Origin of the sequence: Novosphingobium sp. SG754, assembly GCF_013149315.1 — a bacterium.
Classification (GTDB): Bacteria; Pseudomonadota; Alphaproteobacteria; order Sphingomonadales; family Sphingomonadaceae; genus Novosphingobium; species Novosphingobium capsulatum.
On the sequence record NZ_JABGCC010000004.1, the window covers coordinates 441956 to 460443 of the forward strand.

Genomic DNA, 18488 nt, shown 5'->3' on the forward strand with positions numbered 1-18488 from the left:
GGGCCGATCCCCGCGGGGCCAATCCGCGCAGGGCTTGCCTTAGCGGCCGTGCGCCCCTAGCGGGCGGGGCACAGCCGAGCAAACCGCAAACCCGGAGTCGAACCATGGTCCCCCGTTATGCCCGCCCCGCGATGACCGCGATCTGGGAACCCGAAGCGCGCTATCGCATCTGGTTCGAGATCGAGGCCCACGCCACGCAGAAGCTGGGCGACCTGGGCGTGGTGCCCGCAAGCGGCGCCAAGGCGCTGTGGGACTGGTGGGCGACCAACCCCGCCATCGACGTGGCCGCGATCGACGCGATCGAGGCGGTGACCAAGCATGACGTGATCGCGTTCCTCGATTGGGTGGCGCAGCAGGTTGGCCCCGAAGCGCGCTTCATGCACCAGGGCATGACCAGCTCTGACGTGCTCGACACCACGCTGGCCGTGCAACTGGCCCGCGCCGCCGATATCCTGCTCGAAGATATCGACGCGCTGCTCGCCGCGATCAAGCGCCGTGCGCTGGAACACAAGTACACGCCTACCATCGGCCGCAGCCACGGCATCCATGCCGAACCGACCACGTTCGGCAAGAAGCTGGCCGAAGCCTATGCCGAGTTTTCGCGCTGCCGCGCGCGCCTGGTCAATGCCCGCGCTGAAATCGCCACTTGCGCCATTTCCGGCGCGGTCGGCACCTTTGCCAATATCGATCCGGCGGTGGAAGAATACGTGGCCGAGCAGCTTGGCCTGAGCGTGGAGCCGGTTTCCACCCAGGTGATCCCGCGCGATCGCCATGCCATGTTCTTTGCCACGCTGGGCGTGATCGCCAGCTCGATCGAGCGCCTGGCCACCGAAGTGCGCCACCTGCAGCGTACCGAAGTGCTCGAAGCGGAAGAATACTTCTCGCCGGGGCAAAAGGGTTCGTCGGCCATGCCGCACAAGCGCAACCCGATCCTGACCGAAAACCTCACCGGCCTGGCCCGCGTGGTGCGCTCGGCGGTGACGCCGGCCCTGGAAAACGTGGCGCTGTGGCATGAACGCGATATCTCGCACTCCTCGGTGGAGCGCTTCATCGGCCCCGACGCCACGATCACGCTCGACTTCGCGCTGGCGCGCCTCACCTCGGTGGTCGACAAGCTGGTGGTCTATCCCGAGCGCATGCAGAAGAACCTCGATCGCATGGGCGGCCTGGTCCACTCGCAGCGCGTGCTGCTGGCGCTGACCCAGGCTGGCGTGACCCGCGACGAAGCCTATCGCCTGGTCCAGCGCAACGCGATGAAGGTGTGGGAATCCGATGGCCAGCTCTCGCTGCTCGAACTGCTCAAGGCCGATGCCGACGTGACCAAGGCACTGAGCCCGCAGACGATCGAGGAAAAGTTCAACCTCGATTACCATTTCAAGGCTGTGGATACCATCTTCGCCCGGGTGTTTGGCGAATAATGCAAGTGCTGGCGCTTCGTCTGCAATCTGCCTAATGTCCGCCACCCGTGTGTTTGGCACGGCAGGTTGAAGGGTGAAGCGCCGCACATGAAGCAGATCCGCATAGTCTTGTGGCTGGCCCTGATTGCGGCCTTTGCCGCGTTCATCGCCATGAACGCGGACACCGCCCGCGTGAATTTCTGGCCATATGGCGCGGGCTATCTGCACTTCGATTGGCCGGTGGGCTTTGTCGCCCTGGTCTTTTTCCTGGCCGGTTTCGTGCCGCCGTGGGCGGCAGGCCGGCTGCGTCGCTGGCGCCTCAAGCGCCGCATCGCCACCCTGGAGTCGAGCCTGGTGAGCCAGGCCGGCGCCTTTCCTGCCACCGAAGCCGCCAGCGATGCGGCCCAGACGGATATCCACCCGTGAGCAACCCGATCTTTCTTGCCGTCGATCTTCCCCGTCTCGATGCCGCCGTGGCGCTGGGGCAAAAGGTGAAAGGCCACGTCGGTGGGTTGAAGCTGGGGCTGGAATTCTTCTGCGCGCATGGCCACCACGGCGTGCATGAAATGGCCAAGATCGGCATGCCGATCTTCCTCGATCTCAAGCTGCACGACATTCCCAACACGGTGGCAGCGGCGATGCAGTCGATCCACGTGCTGCAGCCGGCGATCGTCACCATTCACGCCTCGGGCGGGCGCGCGATGATGGAAGACGCCAAGGCGGCCGCCGGTGAAGGCTGCAAGGTGGTGGCGGTAACCGTGCTGACCAGCCTGGACGATGCCGATCTGGCGCGCGGCGGGGTCAGCGGTTCGTCGCACGACCAGGTCCTGCGCCTGGCAGACCTGGCGCAGGAAGCCGGCCTTGATGGCATCGTCTGTTCCGGGCACGAGGTGGGCGAAGTGCACCGCCGCTGGAAGAACGGCTATTTCGTGGTGCCGGGCCTGCGCCCTGCCGAAGGCCGGGGTTCAGCGCTCGGTGACCAGAAGCGTGCGGTGACCCCGCGCGCGGCGCGCGATGCCGGCGCTTCGTGCCTGGTCATCGGCCGCCCGATCAGCCGCGCCGAAGATCCCCTGGCCGCCGCCCGCGCCATCGAAGCCACGCTCTGATCCATCATGCCCGGCGTTGCACCCGCGCTCACGTTCAGGCTGGCCACGCCGACCGATCTGCCGGCGCTGCGCCGCCTGGTCGAACGCGCCTATCGCGGCGACACAGCACGCCAGGGCTGGACGCACGAGGCTGACCTGCTGGATGACGAGCGCACGTCTGACGCAGAACTCGCCGCTGCCATCACCGCGCCGGACCGCTGCGTAATCGTGGCGCAGGCTGCCGATGGCGCGCTGATCGGCACCGTTACCCTGACGGCGCTGCCGCAGGGCAAGGCCTACCTCGGCATGTTGTGCGTCGATCCCGATGTGCAGGCCGGTGGCCTGGGCCGCGCGCTGCTGGCGCAATGCGATGCGATGGCCCAAAGCGAGCTGGGCGCCCGCGCAATCGAAATGACGGTGATCGATCGCCGCCCCGAACTGATCGCCTGGTACGAGCGGCGCGGCTATGTTCGGACCGGCGAAACCCGGCCTTTCCCTGGCGCCACGCCGGTCGACTTCGCCATGGTCGTACTGGAACGGATGGTTTCCTGAACGGTTACCCTGGCAACGGTTCAGCGCGCTGCAAGCTCGCTTCGGCCATTCCCCAGCCGTCACATACGGAGACCGTCCCGATGAAGCGCCTTATCCTCGCCGCCAGTCTTTCCGCCCTGCCCCTGGCCGCGCTGGTCACCCCAGCCATGGCCCAGCAGGCCGTGCAGACCGCCCCGGTCGTCAGCCCCGGCGCCACGGTGCTGACCGTGCAGGCCGAAGGCCGCAGCACCCGCGTGCCCGATCTGGCAGTCTTCACCGCCGGCGTTACCACCCAGGGCCAGACGGCGAGCGAGGCGCTGGCAGCCAACGCCCGCGCGATGAACGCCACGATGGCGGCCCTCAAGTCGAGCGGCGTGGCTGCCCGCGACATGCAGACCAGCAACCTGTCGGTCAGCCCGGTCTATGGCGAGCAGAAGCGCCTGGCCGATGGCAGCACGCAGGGTGATCCGGTGATCGTGGGCTATCGCGCCACCAACCAGGTGCAGGTCAAGCAGCGTGACCTTGCGCGCTTTGGCCAGGTGATCGATACGCTGGTCAAGGCCGGCGCCAACGAAGTCAACGGCCCCAGCTTCCAGATCGACAAGCCCGAGGCGGCAATGGACGAGGCGCGCATCGATGCCGTGGCCAAGGCCCGCGCCCGCGCTGATCTCTATGCCCGCGCCGCCGGCCTCAAGGTGGTGCGGATGCTGACCATCAGCGAAACCGGTGGTTGGTCGCCGCAGCCGCCGATGCTCTATGCCCGCGCCGACAAGATGATGATGGCCGCGCCCAGCCCGGTTGCGGCCGGCGAACTCGACGTCAACGCCAACGTCACCATCACGTTCGAGCTTGCACCGCAGTAAGCAAGACGCCACATGGGCTGGCCATGCCAGCCCCAGCCATCAAGATCTGCGGAATCAACACGAGTGCCGCGCTCGACGCCACGCTTGCCGCGCGCGCCGATTATGCCGGCCTCGTGTTCTTTCCCCCTTCCCCACGCCACGTCACCATCCGCGACGCCGCGCTGCTTGGCGCGCGCAATGCCGGGCGCAGCCGCCTGGTTGGCCTGTTCGTCGATGCCGATGATGCCACGATCGGCGAGGCGATTGCCGCGGCCCACCTCGATGTGCTGCAACTCCACGGCCACGAACCCCCCGACCGCGCCGCGCAGTTGAAAGCCCAGTTTGGCCTGCCGGTGTGGAAGGCGCTGTCGGTGGCCGCGCCTGCCGATGTCGCTGCCGCTGCCCGCTATGCCGGGGCGGCTGATCTCTTGCTGTTCGATGCCAAGGCACCCAAGGGCGCGGCCATTCCCGGCGGCCTGGGCCTGGTGTTCGATTGGGCGCTGCTCAACGCCTATCGCGGCCCCACGCCATGGGGACTGGCCGGCGGCCTGGGCCCCGACAATGTTGCCGATGCCGTGCGCCAGACCGGCGCCGAACTCGTCGACGTATCATCCGGCGTGGAAAGCGCGCCGGGCGTCAAGGACGAAAGCCGCATCCAGGCGTTCTGCCGCGCGGCCCGATCGGCCTGAACGCCAACGCCGGCCGTAGCCGCGCAACCCGCAGCCCCGCAAACGACAACGGGCGACGCTTTCGCGCCGCCCGCTGCTTTTCCTGGTTCGGAAATTGTCCTGTCGAAACAGGGTCCGATCAGAACTTCAGGCCAACGCCAGCGGTCACCGCATCGCGGTTGCCCAGGCCTTCGTCGGCGATGTAGTGGCGGTATTCCACCTTGCCGTAGAACTTCTGCATGAACGACTTCTGCACGCCGGCGCCAAAGTTCCACGCGCCACCGCAATCGGTGCAGGGCGTGGTGGCATAGCCGCCCACGGCATAAAGCTTGGTGCCGGCCAGGTTCGCACCCAGGCGGCCGCTCACGCCAACCGACACGCGCTTGGCATAGCTGTTAAGGATCTTGTCGGCCGAGACTTCGACGCCGCCGAAGGCTGCCGGGCCAAGATCGTAGTCATAGCCTGCCGCAACGCCAGCCGTGGCATCGGTGGCATCGTGATTCCAGAGCACACCGCTGTGCGCTTCGACGCGGACCTCGTTGGCCATGGCCGGGGCGGCTGCAGCCAGGGTACCGGCGAGCGCGAGAAGAACGAGACGCATAATAAACCTCCTTGCATTCAAGCCGCCGTTTGGTGCGGCGGTCGATCGGGCAAGTAGGCCGCACGCCAATCGCCAACAAGTCATAACTGTAAGATTTCTGACTCTAACATAGTACGCATGGCATTTTTGCCACAGTTTCTGTCAATTTAGAAAGGTTTATCCCTATCTGAACAAATATACAGAAAGTATCGTTGCAGTAATGTAAAACGCAAAAAGGCGGCCCCATTACGGGACCGCCTTCACGACGTTGCAAGACGCCATCTAGCGCCCAGACATTACGCCAGGATGAACGCGCAATCGTGCAAATTGCTGAAATGCGATTGCAAAAATGCAAACTACGGCAAAATGCCTTGGCCATGCCCGGCGCCGGGCGGGCGCCACTGGCCCGCCGCCCCTTTGGCCATGAATCTGGACAACCGCCCCGCCCTCTGCCAAGCGGCTGGACCATGACTGCCCAGAACCCGAACAGCTTCCGCAACCAGCCCGACGATCGTGGCCACTTCGGCCAGTTCGGCGGTCGCTATGTCGCCGAAACGCTGATGCCGCTGATCCTCGATCTCGAAACGGAATACCGCAAGGCCAAGGCCGATGCCGCGTTCCAGGCCGAATTCGACGACCTGCTCGAACACTATGTCGGCCGGCCCAGCCCGCTCTATTTCGCGCCGCGGCTGACCGAGGAGCTGGCCAAGAATGCGCCGGCAGGCAAGGGCGCGCAGGTCTGGTTCAAGCGCGACGAGCTCAACCATACTGGCGCACACAAGATCAACAACTGCATCGGCCAGATCCTGCTGGCGATGCGCATGGGCAAGACCCGGATCATCGCTGAAACCGGCGCGGGCCAGCATGGCGTGGCCACGGCCACCGTCTGCGCGCGCTTTGGCCTGCCCTGCGTGGTCTACATGGGCGCCACCGACGTCGCCCGCCAGGCGCCCAACGTGTTCCGCATGAAGCTGCTCGGCGCCGAAGTGGTGCCGGTCACGGCTGGCGCCGCCACGCTCAAGGACGCGATGAACGAAGCGCTGCGCGACTGGGTGGCGAACGTGCATGACACGTTCTACATCATCGGCACCGCCGCCGGCCCGCATCCCTATCCCGAGCTGGTGCGCGATTTCCAAAGCGTGATCGGCAAGGAAGCCCGCGCCCAGATGCTCGCCCGCGCCGGCCGCCTGCCCGACGTGCTCGTGGCCGCGATCGGTGGCGGGTCCAACGCCATCGGCCTGTTCCACCCGTTCCTCGATGATCCCGACGTCAAGATGCTGGGTGTCGAGGCGGCTGGCCATGGCCTTGACAAGGAACACGCCGCGTCGCTCGCCGGTGGGCGCCCTGGCGTTCTCCACGGCAACAAGACCTACCTGTTGCAGGACGAGGACGGCCAGATCACCGAAGGCCACTCGATCAGCGCCGGCCTGGATTACCCCGGCATCGGGCCAGAGCATGCCTGGCTCAGGGACGTCGGCCGCGTCGACTATACCTCGGTCACTGATACCGAGGCGCTCGAAGGCTTCCAGCTGCTGTGCCGCACCGAAGGGATCATCCCCGCGCTCGAGCCGGCCCATGCCATCGCTGCTGTCACCAAGCTGGCGCCGACCATGGACAAGGACCAGATCATCCTCGCCAACCTGTGTGGCCGGGGCGACAAGGACATCTTCTCGGTGGCCGAGCACCTGGGGGTGAAGCTGTAAAATCAATCGGCAAGCAGGCCTCTCCACTCCCCACGCGTCACCCCGGACGTGATCCGTGGGCCAGCTGAATGCGTGGAGCCAAGGGAGAGGCCGCAAGCTGGACCCCGGATCACGTCCGGGGTGACGATGAGGGCAAAAGGCAGGGCTCTTTGCATCTCGGCGCAAATCACGTAGTGCGCAGCCCGGAACCTTGAAGATCATGGAAGGTGTGTTGGAAATGATGTCCTTGCCGCTGGCGATCGCGAGCGTGACATGCGGTGGAGTTGTCGGCTGATGACCCGCCTTTCCAATGCCTTTGCCAAGGGCCATGCTGCCCTCGTGTGCTTCGTCACCGGCGGTGATCCCACGCCCGAGGCGACGCCCGCGATCCTTGACGCACTGGTGGCCGGTGGCGCCGACGTGATCGAGCTGGGCATGCCGTTCACCGATCCCATGGCCGATGGCCCGGCGATCCAGAACGCCAACCTGCGCGCGCTCGCCGCTGGCACCAAGACCGCGCATATCCTGGCCATCGCCAAGGGCTTCCGCGCACGCCATCCCGATGTGCCGCTGGTGCTGATGGGCTATGCCAATCCGATGATCACCCACGGCGCGGAATGGTTTGCCGATGCCTGCGCCGATGCCGGCATCGACGGCGTGATCTGCGTCGATATTCCCAGCGAGGAAGACCCCGAACTGGGCCCGGCGCTGCGCGCGCACGGCATTTCGCCCATCCGCCTCGCCACCCCCACCACCGATGCCGCGCGCCTGCCCGCCGTGCTCGAAGGGTCGGGCGGGTTCCTCTATTATGTTTCGGTTGCCGGGATCACCGGCAAGCAATCGGCCGCGCTCGCCTCGATCCAAGAGGCGGTGGCGCGGATCAAGCAGACCGCCACGATCCCCGTTGCCGTGGGCTTTGGCGTGCGTACGCCCGAACAGGCTGGGGGCATTGCCGCCGTGGCCGATGGCGTCGTCGTCGGCTCGGCCCTGGTGGATCTCGTGGCCCAACACGGCGCTGATGCCGCTGGCCCGGTACGCGATCTTGTCGCGTCGCTGAGCGCGGCCGTGCATGCGGCGCGAAAGGATATCGCATGAGCTGGATCAACCGCGTTCGCAACGCGCTGCCCTTCACCCCCAAGCGCGACACGCCCGACAACCTGTGGATCAAGTGCCCCGGGTGCAGCGAAATGCTGTTCACCAAGGAGTATGAAGAAAACCAGTCGGTCTGCCCGCGCTGCGATCATCATGGCCGCATCGGCGCCGATGCGCGCCTGGCGCAGTTGATGGACCCGGGCTTTACCCTGCTGCCTGCGCCCAAGGTCAAGGAAGACCCGCTCAAGTTCCGCGACACCAAGAAATATGGCGATCGCATCAAGGCCGCTCGTGCTGCCAACCCGCATCCCGATGCGCTGACCAACGCGGTGGGCCGCATCGAGGGCAAGAAGGCCGTCGTCGGCGTGCAGGAATTCGCTTTTATGGGCGGATCGATGGGCATGGCCGTGGGCAATGCCTTCATTGCCGGGACCGAGCGCGCGATCCGCGAAAAGTGCCCCTATATCGCCGTCACCGCAGCCGGTGGCGCGCGCATGCAGGAAGGCATCCTCAGCCTCATGCAGATGCCGCGCTCGACCGTGGCGATCAGCCGGCTGCATGCCGCGGGCCTGCCCTATATCGTGGTCCTGACCGATCCCACCACCGGTGGCGTCACCGCCAGCTATGCCATGCTGGGTGACGTGCAGATTGCCGAGCCGGGCGCGCTCATCGGTTTTGCCGGCCAGCGCGTGATCCAGGACACGATCCGCGAAAAGCTGCCCGAGGGTTTCCAGCGGGCTGAATACCTGCACGCCCATGGCATGATCGACATGGTGGTGCACCGCCACAACCTGCGCGCCACGCTGGCCGAAACCATCGACTACCTGATGGCCGCCAAGGCCGCCTGACGCGAATGCGCCCTGCCCCCGCCTGCGCGCGGGGGCCAGATGGGGGGAGGGGTTTTCGTGAAGGACTTCGCGATTTCCGAGGATCCGGCCGTGCAGGCCCAGCTCGATCGGCTGGGGGCACTGTCGCTGCCGCAGGGACGGCTGGGCCTCGACACCGTGCGCGAACTCTGCGCCCGGCTGGGCAACCCGCAGGACCGCCTGCCCCCGGTGTTCCACGTTGCGGGCACCAACGGCAAGGGCTCTACCTGCACCTATCTGCGCTACATGCTCGAAGCACAGGGCTTGCGCGTCCACACCGCCACCAAGCCGCACCTGGTGCGCTATAACGAGCGCATCCGCCTTGCCGGGCAGTTGATCGACGATGCCACGCTGGCCGCCCTGCTCAAGCAGGCGCTCGATGCGGCGCAGCCCGATCTTACCCCAAGCTTTTTCGAAGTGACCACGGCCGCGCTGTTCCTGGCCTTTGCCAGCGTGCCGGCGGACGCTTGCGTGATCGAGACCGGGCTGGGCGGGCGGCTGGATGCCACCAATATCCTGCCCACCGCAGCGGCCACGGGTCTTGCCACGCTGGGCCTGGATCACGAGGCGTTCCTACTGTCGCCCGACGAGACGATTCCCGATGCGGCCGTGCACGATCCGCTGGTGCGCATCGCGTTTGAAAAGGCCAGCATCGCCAAGGCGGGCGTGCCGCTGGTCACGCTGCGCTATCCGGCCCGCGCCGCGCAGATGGTGGCGGAAACCGCCACAGCGCACGGCGCCCCCGTGCTGGCGCGCGGCACAGCCTGGGACGCCGCCATCGGCCAAGACATCGCCTATCGCGATGCCATGGGCGCGCTCACCCTGCCCCTGCCCGCCCTTGCCGGGCTGCATCAGGCGGAAAACGCTGCACTCGCCGTGGCGATGCTGCGCCACCAGACCGTGATGACGATTGATGAAGCGGCCATGGCTGCGGGCATCCGTGCCGCGCGTTGGCCCGCCCGCCTGCAGCGGCTGGGCCATGGCCCGCTGACCGCGCAAGTGCCGGGGCGCACGGTGTGGCTCGATGGCGGGCACAATCCCGACGCCGGGCTGGCGATCGCCCGCCACCTTGCCGCGCAGCCGCCCGTGCACGTGATCATCGGCATGCTGGCCAACAAGGACCCGGGCGCCATCCTGGCCCCGCTGGGCGGCCATGCCCTGTCGATCTCGGTCGTGCCCGCACCGGGCCACGATGCCCACCGGCCCGAGGATTTCGCCGCGCACAGCGCCTTGCCGGTGCACAGCTTCGCCGATGTGGCGCAGGCGCTGGCCGCGCTGCCACCGGGTGGCGACGTGCTGATCGTGGGCTCGCTCTATCTCGCCGGCGATGTGCTGCGGCGGAATGGGGAAGTGCCGGATTGAGCCGTTCGGGTTAGGGATCGCACCACCCCCAACCCCCTCCTCTGAAGAGGAGGGGGCTTTAGTTTCAGCCCGTTATCTCCCCCCCCTCTTCAGAGGAGGAGGCCGGGGGGTGGTGTGCGGCCAAACGCGACACGCGCACCCATTCGAGCAGCACGAACACCACCGCCAGCCCACCTGCGGCGGCGGCATAGCGGAACACCGTGGCATAGCCGTACAGGTCGAACGCCTCCCCGGCGATGCCACGCCCCAGCGAGCCGATCAGGAACGTGAGCGAGGAGAGCAGCGCATATTGCACGGCGGTGTAGCTGCGGCTGACGATCGTGGAAATATAGGCCACGAACGCTGCCCCGGCGATGCCGGTAGATATGTTTTCAAAGCCGATCGTCAGCAGCAGGCGCACCATGCGATCGTCGAACCCGAAGGCGCTCAGCAGGGCCTGCAGGCCCACCCCATGGGCCACGCGATCGATCATCGCGCCGCCTTCGGCCAGATCGGCGTAGACGAAGTTGCCGAGGATGGGCAGCGCCACGCCGAGCAGGATCGTGGGCATGCGCCCCGCCCGCACGAACAGGAAACCGCCCAGGCCAACCCCCGCCATGCTCATGAAAATGCCGAACAGCTTGGAGGCAAAAGCCACCTCGTCCTTGGAATAATGCAGGAAATCCAGATAGAACGGAAAGGCGAAGCTGGCCCACATATTATAGCACAACGGATAGGTCAGGATCATGCCGATCACGATCAGCACGCCCCAGCGCAGCCGCCCGACCAGTTCCGACAACGGAGAAACAAGCGCCACATAAAGATGGTTGAGCGCAGTGCGCCCCGGGCCATGTGCATCATCAGGCGCCACCAGAACCGCCTGCCCGCGCACCTTGAGCGCATTGACCACTGCCGATACCAGCAAGGGTACACCGACGGTGGCGAGCACGATCCAGGGGCCAGTCTCGCGCGTGAAAGCAGCCACCGACGGATGCTTTGCACCCGGCGCCAGGGGGCGAAGCATCTGGACCATGAAGACCACGATCGTGACGATCGCCCAGGTCCAGCTTAACCCCACGACCAGCAGAGCCAGTCCTCGTGCCTTAGGCACCAACTCGCCAGGCTGGCTGAGCGCGGCATGCAGCGCACCCTGCCCTACGCGCGGCGTATCCGGCGCGCGCAGCGTTACCACGATGATCAGCGCGATCAGCCCGGCCATCAGCAGATAGACCAGCGGCCAGCTCATCCGCCCGGCCATGACCAGCGCGAGCGCGCCACCCACGATCGAGGCGATGCGGTAGGAAAACTGCCCGATCGACGTAAGCAGTTCCACGCTGGTCTGCTCATCGGCCACGTCGATGCGCCACGCATCGATCGCCACGTCTTGCGTTGCCGATGCCAGTGCGCCCAGGAAAGCGAAAAGTGCGAACGAGCCCATAGAGCGGGTCGGATCGGTGGCCGCGAGGCCCATAAAGCTGGCTACCAGCACGCCCTGGCACAGCGCGATCCAGCTCTTGCGCCGCCCCAGCCGCTCAAGCCCGGGCAATGCCAACCGGTCCACTAGCGGTGACCACAGGAACTTGAACGAATAGGTCAGCCCGATCCACGACAGCACGCCGATCGTCGCCAGATCGATCTTCACCTCACCCAGCCAGGCGTTGAGCGTGCCGATCAGCAGCGCAAAAGGCAGGCCCGAGGAAAACCCGAAACCCAGCATCGTGGCCGACTTGCGCGTTTGCAATGCCAGCTTGAACAGCTGCCAGCCCTTTGGTTTTTGTGGCGCTGGGGCCGATGCCATTGTGGTCTCCTGGTTGCTCGATCGGCACCCTAGGCGCGGGGAATGCCCTTCGACAAGCTCAGGGCGAACGGAATTCCCTGCTCGCCCGTTCGGGCTGAGCTAGTCGAAGCCCCATGCCCGAGCGTCAAGGCCGCCCCGCTTTGACGCAAAGCCGGCGATGGTCTATGGGCCGGCGATGACACTTCCCCCAAAAGGCAGGAGCGGCCGCCCGGGACGGCCCGCCGCTTCCAACAAGGCCGCAAGTACACGCCGTCCCGATGGCAAGCCCGCGCCGCGCGCAGACCGCGCCGCGCCCCGTGACGGCGCCAAGCCGGCCGGCAAGCCAGCCGCCCGGCCGGGCACCAAGATCGAAGGCAAGCTGAGCCCCAAGCCGGCCTCCCCCAAGCCCGCCGCGCGCCGCGACGATCGCCCCAGCGGCATGGCCCAGGCCCGCTCGCTCACCCAGCCCCGCGTCGGCGAGCGTCCCAAGGGGGACCGTCCGTTCAAGATCGCCAATCGCACCCCCACTGGCAAGCCGGCGGCGCGCCCCGCGCCCACTCCCGCCCAGCCGCGCGAAGATGGCCGCGAGGGCGAACGCATTGCCAAGCTGCTCGCGCGCGCCGGCGTTGCCTCGCGCCGCGAAGTGGAGCGCCTGATCACCGAAGGTCGCGTGCGCCTGAACGATGAACTGGTCACCACGCCCGCCACGATTCTCAAGAACCTCAAGGGCGTGAGTGTCGATGGCCGGCTGATCGCCGCCGCCGCCCCCACCCGCGTGTTCCGCTTTCACAAGCCGGCGGGCCTGATCACGGCCGAGCGCGATCCGTCCGGGCGGCCCACGATCTACAACGCGCTGCGCAACGCGCTGCCCCCCGAAACCCCGCGCGTGATGCCGGTGGGCCGGCTCGACGTCAATACCGAAGGCCTGCTGCTGCTGACCAACGATGGCGAATTGAAGCGCGCGCTGGAACTGCCCGCGACCGGGATTCCGCGCACCTACCGCGCCCGCACCTTTGGCGATATCTCGCAAGACCGCCTGGAAGAGCTGATCGAGGGCATCGAGATCGAAGGCGTGCGCTATGGCCAGATCGACGCCAACATGGAGCGGCGCACCGGCCGCAACCAGTGGATCGAAATGACCCTGACCGAAGGCAAGAACCGCGAAGTGCGCCGCGTGCTCGAGCATCTGGGCCTTCAGGTCTCGCGCCTGCTGCGCATCGCCTATGGCCCGTTCGAGCTGGCCGACCTGCCGCGCGGCGGAGCCGAGGAAGTGCCGCAGGTTCTGGTCGAGCGCTTCCGCAAGACGCTCAAGACCAGCCCTGCCCCGACCAACTTCGCCCAGCCCAAATCGGAAAATTGAACGAATGCGTATCATTGCTGGGCAATGGCGCGGGCGCAAACTGAACGCACCCGCCGGAGACACCACCCGCCCCACGTCTGACCGCACGCGCGAAACGCTGTTTTCGATGCTGGCCAGCCGGCTGGGCGATTTCGAAGGCCTGAAAGTGGCCGATCTGTTTGCCGGATCGGGTGCCTTGGGGCTGGAAGCGCTGTCACGCGGGGCGGCGCACTGCCTGTTCGTGGAACAGGATGCCGCGGCGATCCGCGCGATCCGGGCCAACCTCGCTGCCTTTCGCGTGCAGGGCCAGGCCGACGTGCGCGCTTCGTCCGTGCTGTCGCTCGGCCCGGTCAAGGAGCCGCTCGACCTGATCCTGCTCGATCCGCCCTATGGCACCGGTGCCGGCGCCGTGGCGGTGGACAAGCTGGTGCGGCTGGGCTGGATTGGCGAAGGCACCTGGGTTTCCCTCGAAACCCATGCCGACGAAGTACCGCAGATCAAGGCCTGCGAAGTGGAAAGCGAGCGCAAGGTGGGCAAGGCCCGGCTGACACTGCTGCGCCTGAAAACCAAGGACTGACGGGCGGCGCTTTGCGCCCTTCGACAGGCTCAGGGCGAACGGGTCACGTTGTTGAAATCCGTTCGGGCTGAGCCTGTCGAAGCCCTTTATCGCGCCGGCTTGGGCGCAAACACCACACCGGCCAGCGTCACCGCCCCGGCCACCGTCAGGAACAAGCCGACGCTGGCCGTGCCGCCGCGCTGGGCCAGCGCCTGGGCGGCGAAGGGCGCCAGTGCCCCGCCGATGATCCCGCCAACGTTGAACGCGATCGAAATCCCGGTGTAGCGGACCGGCACGGCATAGAGCGTCGGCAGCCAGGCGCCGAGCGGGCCATAGACCAGCCCCATCACGAACAGCGCCAGGGCCAGCGTGGCAAAGACCAGCGGCAGGTGGCCCGAGCCAAGGCCGACGCCGAAGACCAGGCCAACCAGCGCGGTCAACCCGGCGCCCACGCGCAGCACGGCTGCCGGCCCGCGCTTGTCCGCCCACCAGCCGGCGAGCGCGATGCCCGCCGCCAGGAAGAAGTTGGCCGCCAACTGCACCGCCAGAAATTCCTGCTTGGCATAGCCCAGCTTGGTCGTGGCGAACGACAGGGCAAAGGTGGTGGCCAGATAGAAGATGGCAAAGCAGGCGACCACGCCGGCAATCCCGGCCAGCACCGCACCAGGATGATCGGCCATCAGGCGCCCCACCGGCACCTTGGGCGGCGGCGCGGCTTCCTGCGCGGCGCGAAACGCGGCGGTTTCGCCGATCTTGAGCCGCACCCACAGGCCCAGCAGCACGAGCACCGCGCTGGCCAGGAACGGCACGCGCCAGCCCCAGCTGGCAAAGGCGGCTTCGGGCAAGGTCATGCCCAGGATCAGAAACAGCCCGTTGGCAAAGAGGAAGCCCAGCGGCGCCCCCAATTGCGGCGCGGCACCAAAGCGTGCTTCCCACCCCTTTGGCGCGTTTTCCACGGCCAGCAGCGAGGCGCCGCCCCATTCCCCGCCCAGGCCAAAGCCCTGGCCAAAGCGCAGCAGGCACAGCAGCGCCGGCGCCACTGGCCCGGCCATGGCATAGGTGGGCAGGAACGCGATGAGCATGGTCGATCCGCCCATCAGCATGAGGCTGGCCACCAGCGTGGACTTGCGCCCGACCCGATCGCCGAAATGACCAAACGCGATGGCCCCAACCGGCCGGGCAAAAAATGCCAGGCCAAAGGTCATGAACGAGAGCAGCACTTGCGCTTCGGGTGCCTGGGCCGGAAAGAACAATGGCCCGATGACCAGCGCCGCCGCCGTGGCGTAGATATAGAAATCATAGAATTCCACCGCCGTGCCAACCAGGCTGGCGGCAAGGATGCGGGCGTTCTGGCGAAGCGGGTGGGAGGACGCGGTCATGATCTGCGCGACGTTCCCGCCGGCCCCTTCCTTGTCAAGCGCGCAATCGATTTGGCGGCCTGACACGCGGCGCTGACGCGAAAAGGGGCGCCGGTTTCCCGGCGCCCCCTCCCCGTTGCCAAGGCAACAGATGTGCGACCCTTCAGGGCTTATTCGGTTCAGACACCGCCACGGTTGCGGCAGCTATCCGTCACCGTGCGCGAGCACACGGGATACTTCTTGGGCGTGGCGTCAGAGTTGGACGCATACTGGCTGCTGCTGCTGGCCGTCGCTGCGCTGTCCATGCCGGTATCGCTGCTCGGGGCCGGGGCAGGCGCTGCGGCGGTGTTGGCCGCCATGCCGCCCGACATGCCACTGCTGTTCGAGTCAGCGGTGGGGGCCGGCGGGGTGCTGCCCGCTGCCGAAGCGGATGCCGAAGCCGACGCCCGGCCCTGAACCTGGGCCACAATCGACGGCCAAATCTGGGCGCGCTGGTCAGGCGTCATGGCATAGACTTGGCCGCGCTGGGTGTCATTCATCGCCCACCAGCCCTTCTGCTGGTCCGCATTCAGCGACCAGAAGTATTCCTGCTGGGCCGACGGCCATGCATCATACTTGGCCTTGAGATCGGCCGGCCAGCCGTCGTACTGGCCCTTCTGTTCCGTCGTCATCGAGAACGGACCAGCCGGGGTTGCGGCAGCCGGCGGGGTGGCTGCTGCCTGAGCATGGAGAGCAACGGGCAGCGAAGCGGTCGAGAGCGCCAGAGCGCTGATGAAAATCATCTTTCGCATGGAGATCTTCTCCTGTTCCAAAGATCCGAATTGCCCAAGTTACGCCCGATCCTGTCATTTCGTTTCCGCGCATTCGGCCAGACGTGATATTGTGTCGATCAGCCGCTCGACTTGCCCCGTGTGTGCGGCAAGCGGTGATTTTGTTGATGTATGACAGATGAATGGGCTGCTTTGGCCGGGGCATTGGGCGGTAGCGAATGGGCAAATCCGCCTTGCGCCTGCGCACCCGGTTCCCTACTTGTTCCACCGTGACGAGCTTTGCCCCCCCTTCTCCCCACTCTCCCCCCGGCCCCCTTGCAGGCAACGAGCCCGATTGGCTGTCAGGCCTGAACCCGCCGCAGCGCGAGGCGGTGTTGACCACCGATGGCCCGGTGCTGATGCTGGCGGGTGCCGGCACCGGCAAGACCGCCGCGCTCACCGCGCGCCTGGCCAATCTGCTGCGCCAGCGCCTGGCTTATCCGTCGCAGATCCTGTGCGTGACTTTTACCAACAAAGCCGCGCGCGAGATGCGCGAGCGCGTGGGGCACCTGATCGGGCCGGCAGTGGAAGGGATGCCGTGGCTCGGCACGTTCCATTCGATCGCGGCCAAGATGCTGCGCCGCCATGCCGAACTCGTCGGGCTGACCAGCTCTTTCACGATCATCGACACCGATGACCAGTTGCGCCTGCTCAAGCAGCTGATCCAGGCCGAAGGCGTGGATGACAAGCGCTGGCCGGCCAAGCAGCTCGCCGGGCTGATCGATCGCTGGAAGAACCGTGGGCTGGGACCGGATGATCTCGATGCCGGGGAAAACGAAGCCTATGCCAATGGCCGTGGCGCGCATTTCTACAGGCTCTATCAAGACCGGCTGCGCACCATCAACGCCTGCGATTTCGGCGATCTGCTGCTGCATATCCTGGTGATCTTCCGCCAGCATCGCGATGTGCTGGAAAGCTGGCAGGACCGCTTCCGCTATATCATGGTGGACGAATACCAGGACACCAACGCGGTGCAGTACCTGTGGCTGCGGCTCTTGGCGCAAGTGCGCAAGAACATCTGCGTGGTGGGGGACGATGACCAGTCGATCTATTCCTGGCGCGGCGCGGAAGTGGCCAATATCCTGCGCTTTGAAAAGGATTTTCCCGGCGCCAAGGTGATCCGGCTGGAGCAGAACTATCGCTCCACCCCGCACATCCTGGGCGCGGCATCGGGCCTGATCGCCGAAAATGCGCAGCGGCTGGGCAAACAGCTGTGGACCGAGCGCGACGGCGGCGACAAGCTGCGCGTGATCGGCGTGTGGGACGCGCCCGAGGAAGCGCGCCGCGTGGGCGAGGAGATCGAGCGGCTCGAGCGCGAGGGCTGCCCGCTCGATCGCGTGGCGATCCTGGTGCGCGCGCAGTTCCAGACGCGCGAGTTCGAAGACCGCTTCATCCAGATCGGCCTCGCCTATCGCATCGTTGGCGGCTTCCGCTTTTACGAGCGCGCCGAAATCCGCGATGCGCTGGCCTATCTGCGCCTGGTGGGGCAGCCATCAGACGATCTGGCGTTCGAGCGGATCTATAATACGCCCAAGCGCGGCCTGGGCGACAAGACGCTGGAAAAGCTGTTCCGCTTTGCCCGCGCCAACCAGGTGCCGCTGCTGCGCGCCGCCTATGACATTACCGATACCGACGAACTGCCGGCCCGCGCGCGCAACACGCTGGCGGCGCTGGTGCGCGATTTCCTGCGCTGGCGCGAACAGGTCGCCACGCTGTCGCCGGCCGAACTGGCGCGCACGATCCTGGATGAAAGCGGCTATACCGCCGCGCTTCAGGCCGAAAAGACCGCCGAGGCCAATGGCCGGCTGGAAAACCTGTCGGAACTCGTCCGCGCCATGGAAGAGTATGAGACGCTGGGCGATTTCCTGGAGCACGTGAGCCTGGTGATGGACAACGAGGCCCAGGCCAACGAGGACAAGGTCACGATCATGACCATCCACGCCGCCAAGGGCCTGGAGTTTGACCAGGTGTTCCTGCCGGGCTGGGAAGAAGGGGTGTTCCCCTCGCAGCGCGCGCTCGACGAAGGCGGTCTTGCCAGCCTGGAGGAAGAGCGCCGCCTGGCCTATGTGGCGATCACCCGCGCGCGGCGGCGCTGCACCATCCTGAATGCCGCCAACCGCCGCATCTATGGCCAGTGGACCAGCGCCATCCCCTCGCGCTTTATCGAGGAACTGCCCGAGGACCATATCGAGCGGGAAACCACCCTGTCGGGCGGGGCATCGATGTGGCGGGCCAACTGGAGCGAGGCGAGCGATCCCTTTGCCGACGTGGCGCGCAATCACCCCGCCAAGGCCAGCACGCGCGGCCCCGGCTGGCAGCGCGCCGCGGCGCAGATGTTCGATCCCAAGCCGCGCAAGATTGCCGAAAACACGCGCAGCGCCGCCAGCTTTGCCAGCAAGCCACGCGCCGATCTGGCCGTGGGCGCGCGGGTGTTTCACGACAAATTCGGGTATGGCACCATTTCCAGCCAGGAAGGCAACAAGCTGGAAATCCAGTTCGACAGCGCCGGTGAAAAGCGCGTGCTCGACAGCTTCGTGAAACCGGCCTGACACCAGGCCACAGGGG

Annotated in this window: 17 protein-coding genes; 13 read left to right on the plus strand and 4 right to left on the minus strand. The window is 66.5% G+C overall.

Annotated elements, in window-relative coordinates:
- Positions 1–104: 104 nt before the first annotated feature.
- From purB to FHW97_RS12635, 6 genes are all read left to right on the plus strand, one after another.
- Entirely contained in the window at positions 105–1418 is a 1314-nt protein-coding gene (gene purB / locus FHW97_RS12610) for an adenylosuccinate lyase (RefSeq protein WP_022675993.1), read from the plus strand.
- A gap of 87 nt (positions 1419–1505) precedes the next feature.
- Positions 1506–1823 carry a LapA family protein gene (locus FHW97_RS12615; RefSeq protein WP_054131950.1) on the plus strand — a complete coding sequence of 106 codons (318 nt, stop codon included), beginning with the start codon at positions 1506–1508 and terminating at the stop codon, positions 1821–1823.
- Positions 1820–2503 (plus strand): orotidine-5'-phosphate decarboxylase, encoded by a 684-nt coding sequence (pyrF, locus tag FHW97_RS12620; protein ID WP_054131949.1) that lies wholly within the window; start codon positions 1820–1822, stop codon positions 2501–2503. The genes FHW97_RS12615 and pyrF overlap by 4 nt, the downstream gene beginning before the upstream one ends.
- A 6-nt stretch (positions 2504–2509) precedes the next feature.
- On the plus strand, positions 2510–3034 hold the full coding sequence (locus FHW97_RS12625) for a GNAT family N-acetyltransferase (RefSeq protein WP_171796307.1): 525 nt from the start codon (positions 2510–2512) through the stop codon (positions 3032–3034).
- Between the two features lie 80 nt (positions 3035–3114).
- Positions 3115–3876, plus strand: coding sequence for an SIMPL domain-containing protein (locus tag FHW97_RS12630; RefSeq protein WP_171799141.1), 762 nt, complete (start codon positions 3115–3117; stop codon positions 3874–3876).
- 23 nt (positions 3877–3899) lie between these two features.
- On the plus strand, positions 3900–4544 hold the full coding sequence (locus FHW97_RS12635; protein WP_054131947.1) for a phosphoribosylanthranilate isomerase: 645 nt from the start codon (positions 3900–3902) through the stop codon (positions 4542–4544).
- 118 nt (positions 4545–4662) lie between these two features.
- Here the strand turns inward: FHW97_RS12635 and FHW97_RS12640 are convergent, their stop codons facing one another.
- Positions 4663–5124, minus strand: coding sequence for a hypothetical protein (locus FHW97_RS12640; protein ID WP_022675999.1), 462 nt, complete (start codon positions 5122–5124; stop codon positions 4663–4665).
- Between the two features lie 446 nt (positions 5125–5570).
- Between FHW97_RS12640 and trpB the strand changes: the two genes are divergently transcribed.
- The 4 genes from trpB (at position 5571) to FHW97_RS12660 (ending at position 10105) form a co-directional block, all read left to right on the plus strand.
- On the plus strand, positions 5571–6806 hold the full coding sequence (gene trpB, locus FHW97_RS12645; protein ID WP_171799142.1) for a tryptophan synthase subunit beta: 1236 nt from the start codon (positions 5571–5573) through the stop codon (positions 6804–6806).
- A 273-nt stretch (positions 6807–7079) separates the two neighbouring features.
- Complete coding sequence (gene trpA, locus FHW97_RS12650; protein WP_171799143.1) at positions 7080–7880, plus strand: tryptophan synthase subunit alpha; 801 nt, start codon at positions 7080–7082, stop codon at positions 7878–7880.
- Positions 7877–8725, plus strand: a complete 849-nt coding sequence (gene accD / locus FHW97_RS12655; protein ID WP_022676002.1) for an acetyl-CoA carboxylase, carboxyltransferase subunit beta — start codon at positions 7877–7879, stop codon at positions 8723–8725. Before trpA ends, accD begins: the two co-directional genes overlap by 4 nt.
- 57 nt (positions 8726–8782) lie before the next feature.
- The gene (locus tag FHW97_RS12660; protein ID WP_171796309.1) at positions 8783–10105 is read left to right on the plus strand and encodes a folylpolyglutamate synthase/dihydrofolate synthase family protein; all 1323 of its coding nucleotides are present in this window, start codon (positions 8783–8785) and stop codon (positions 10103–10105) included.
- A 64-nt stretch (positions 10106–10169) separates the two neighbouring features.
- On the opposite strand, the gene FHW97_RS12665 is transcribed toward FHW97_RS12660, so the two are convergent.
- Complete coding sequence (locus tag FHW97_RS12665) at positions 10170–11882, minus strand: MFS transporter (RefSeq protein ID WP_253941760.1); 1713 nt, start codon at positions 11880–11882, stop codon at positions 10170–10172.
- 175 nt (positions 11883–12057) lie between these two features.
- Between FHW97_RS12665 and FHW97_RS12670 the strand changes: the two genes are divergently transcribed.
- Positions 12058–13221, plus strand: a complete 1164-nt coding sequence (locus FHW97_RS12670; RefSeq protein WP_171799144.1) for a pseudouridine synthase — start codon at positions 12058–12060, stop codon at positions 13219–13221.
- Positions 13222–13225: 4 nt separating this feature from the next.
- On the plus strand, positions 13226–13777 hold the full coding sequence (rsmD, locus tag FHW97_RS12675) for a 16S rRNA (guanine(966)-N(2))-methyltransferase RsmD (protein ID WP_022674558.1): 552 nt from the start codon (positions 13226–13228) through the stop codon (positions 13775–13777).
- A gap of 86 nt (positions 13778–13863) precedes the next feature.
- Here the strand turns inward: rsmD and FHW97_RS12680 are convergent, their stop codons facing one another.
- Both FHW97_RS12680 and FHW97_RS12685 read right to left on the minus strand, forming a co-directional pair.
- Positions 13864–15135, minus strand: a complete 1272-nt coding sequence (locus FHW97_RS12680) for an MFS transporter (protein WP_171799145.1) — start codon at positions 15133–15135, stop codon at positions 13864–13866.
- Between the two features lie 158 nt (positions 15136–15293).
- Positions 15294–15905 (minus strand): hypothetical protein, encoded by a 612-nt coding sequence (locus FHW97_RS12685; RefSeq protein WP_171799146.1) that lies wholly within the window; start codon positions 15903–15905, stop codon positions 15294–15296.
- Between the two features lie 248 nt (positions 15906–16153).
- Between FHW97_RS12685 and FHW97_RS12690 the strand changes: the two genes are divergently transcribed.
- Entirely contained in the window at positions 16154–18472 is a 2319-nt protein-coding gene (locus tag FHW97_RS12690) for an ATP-dependent helicase (RefSeq protein ID WP_370525382.1), read from the plus strand.
- Positions 18473–18488: the final 16 nt, after the last annotated feature.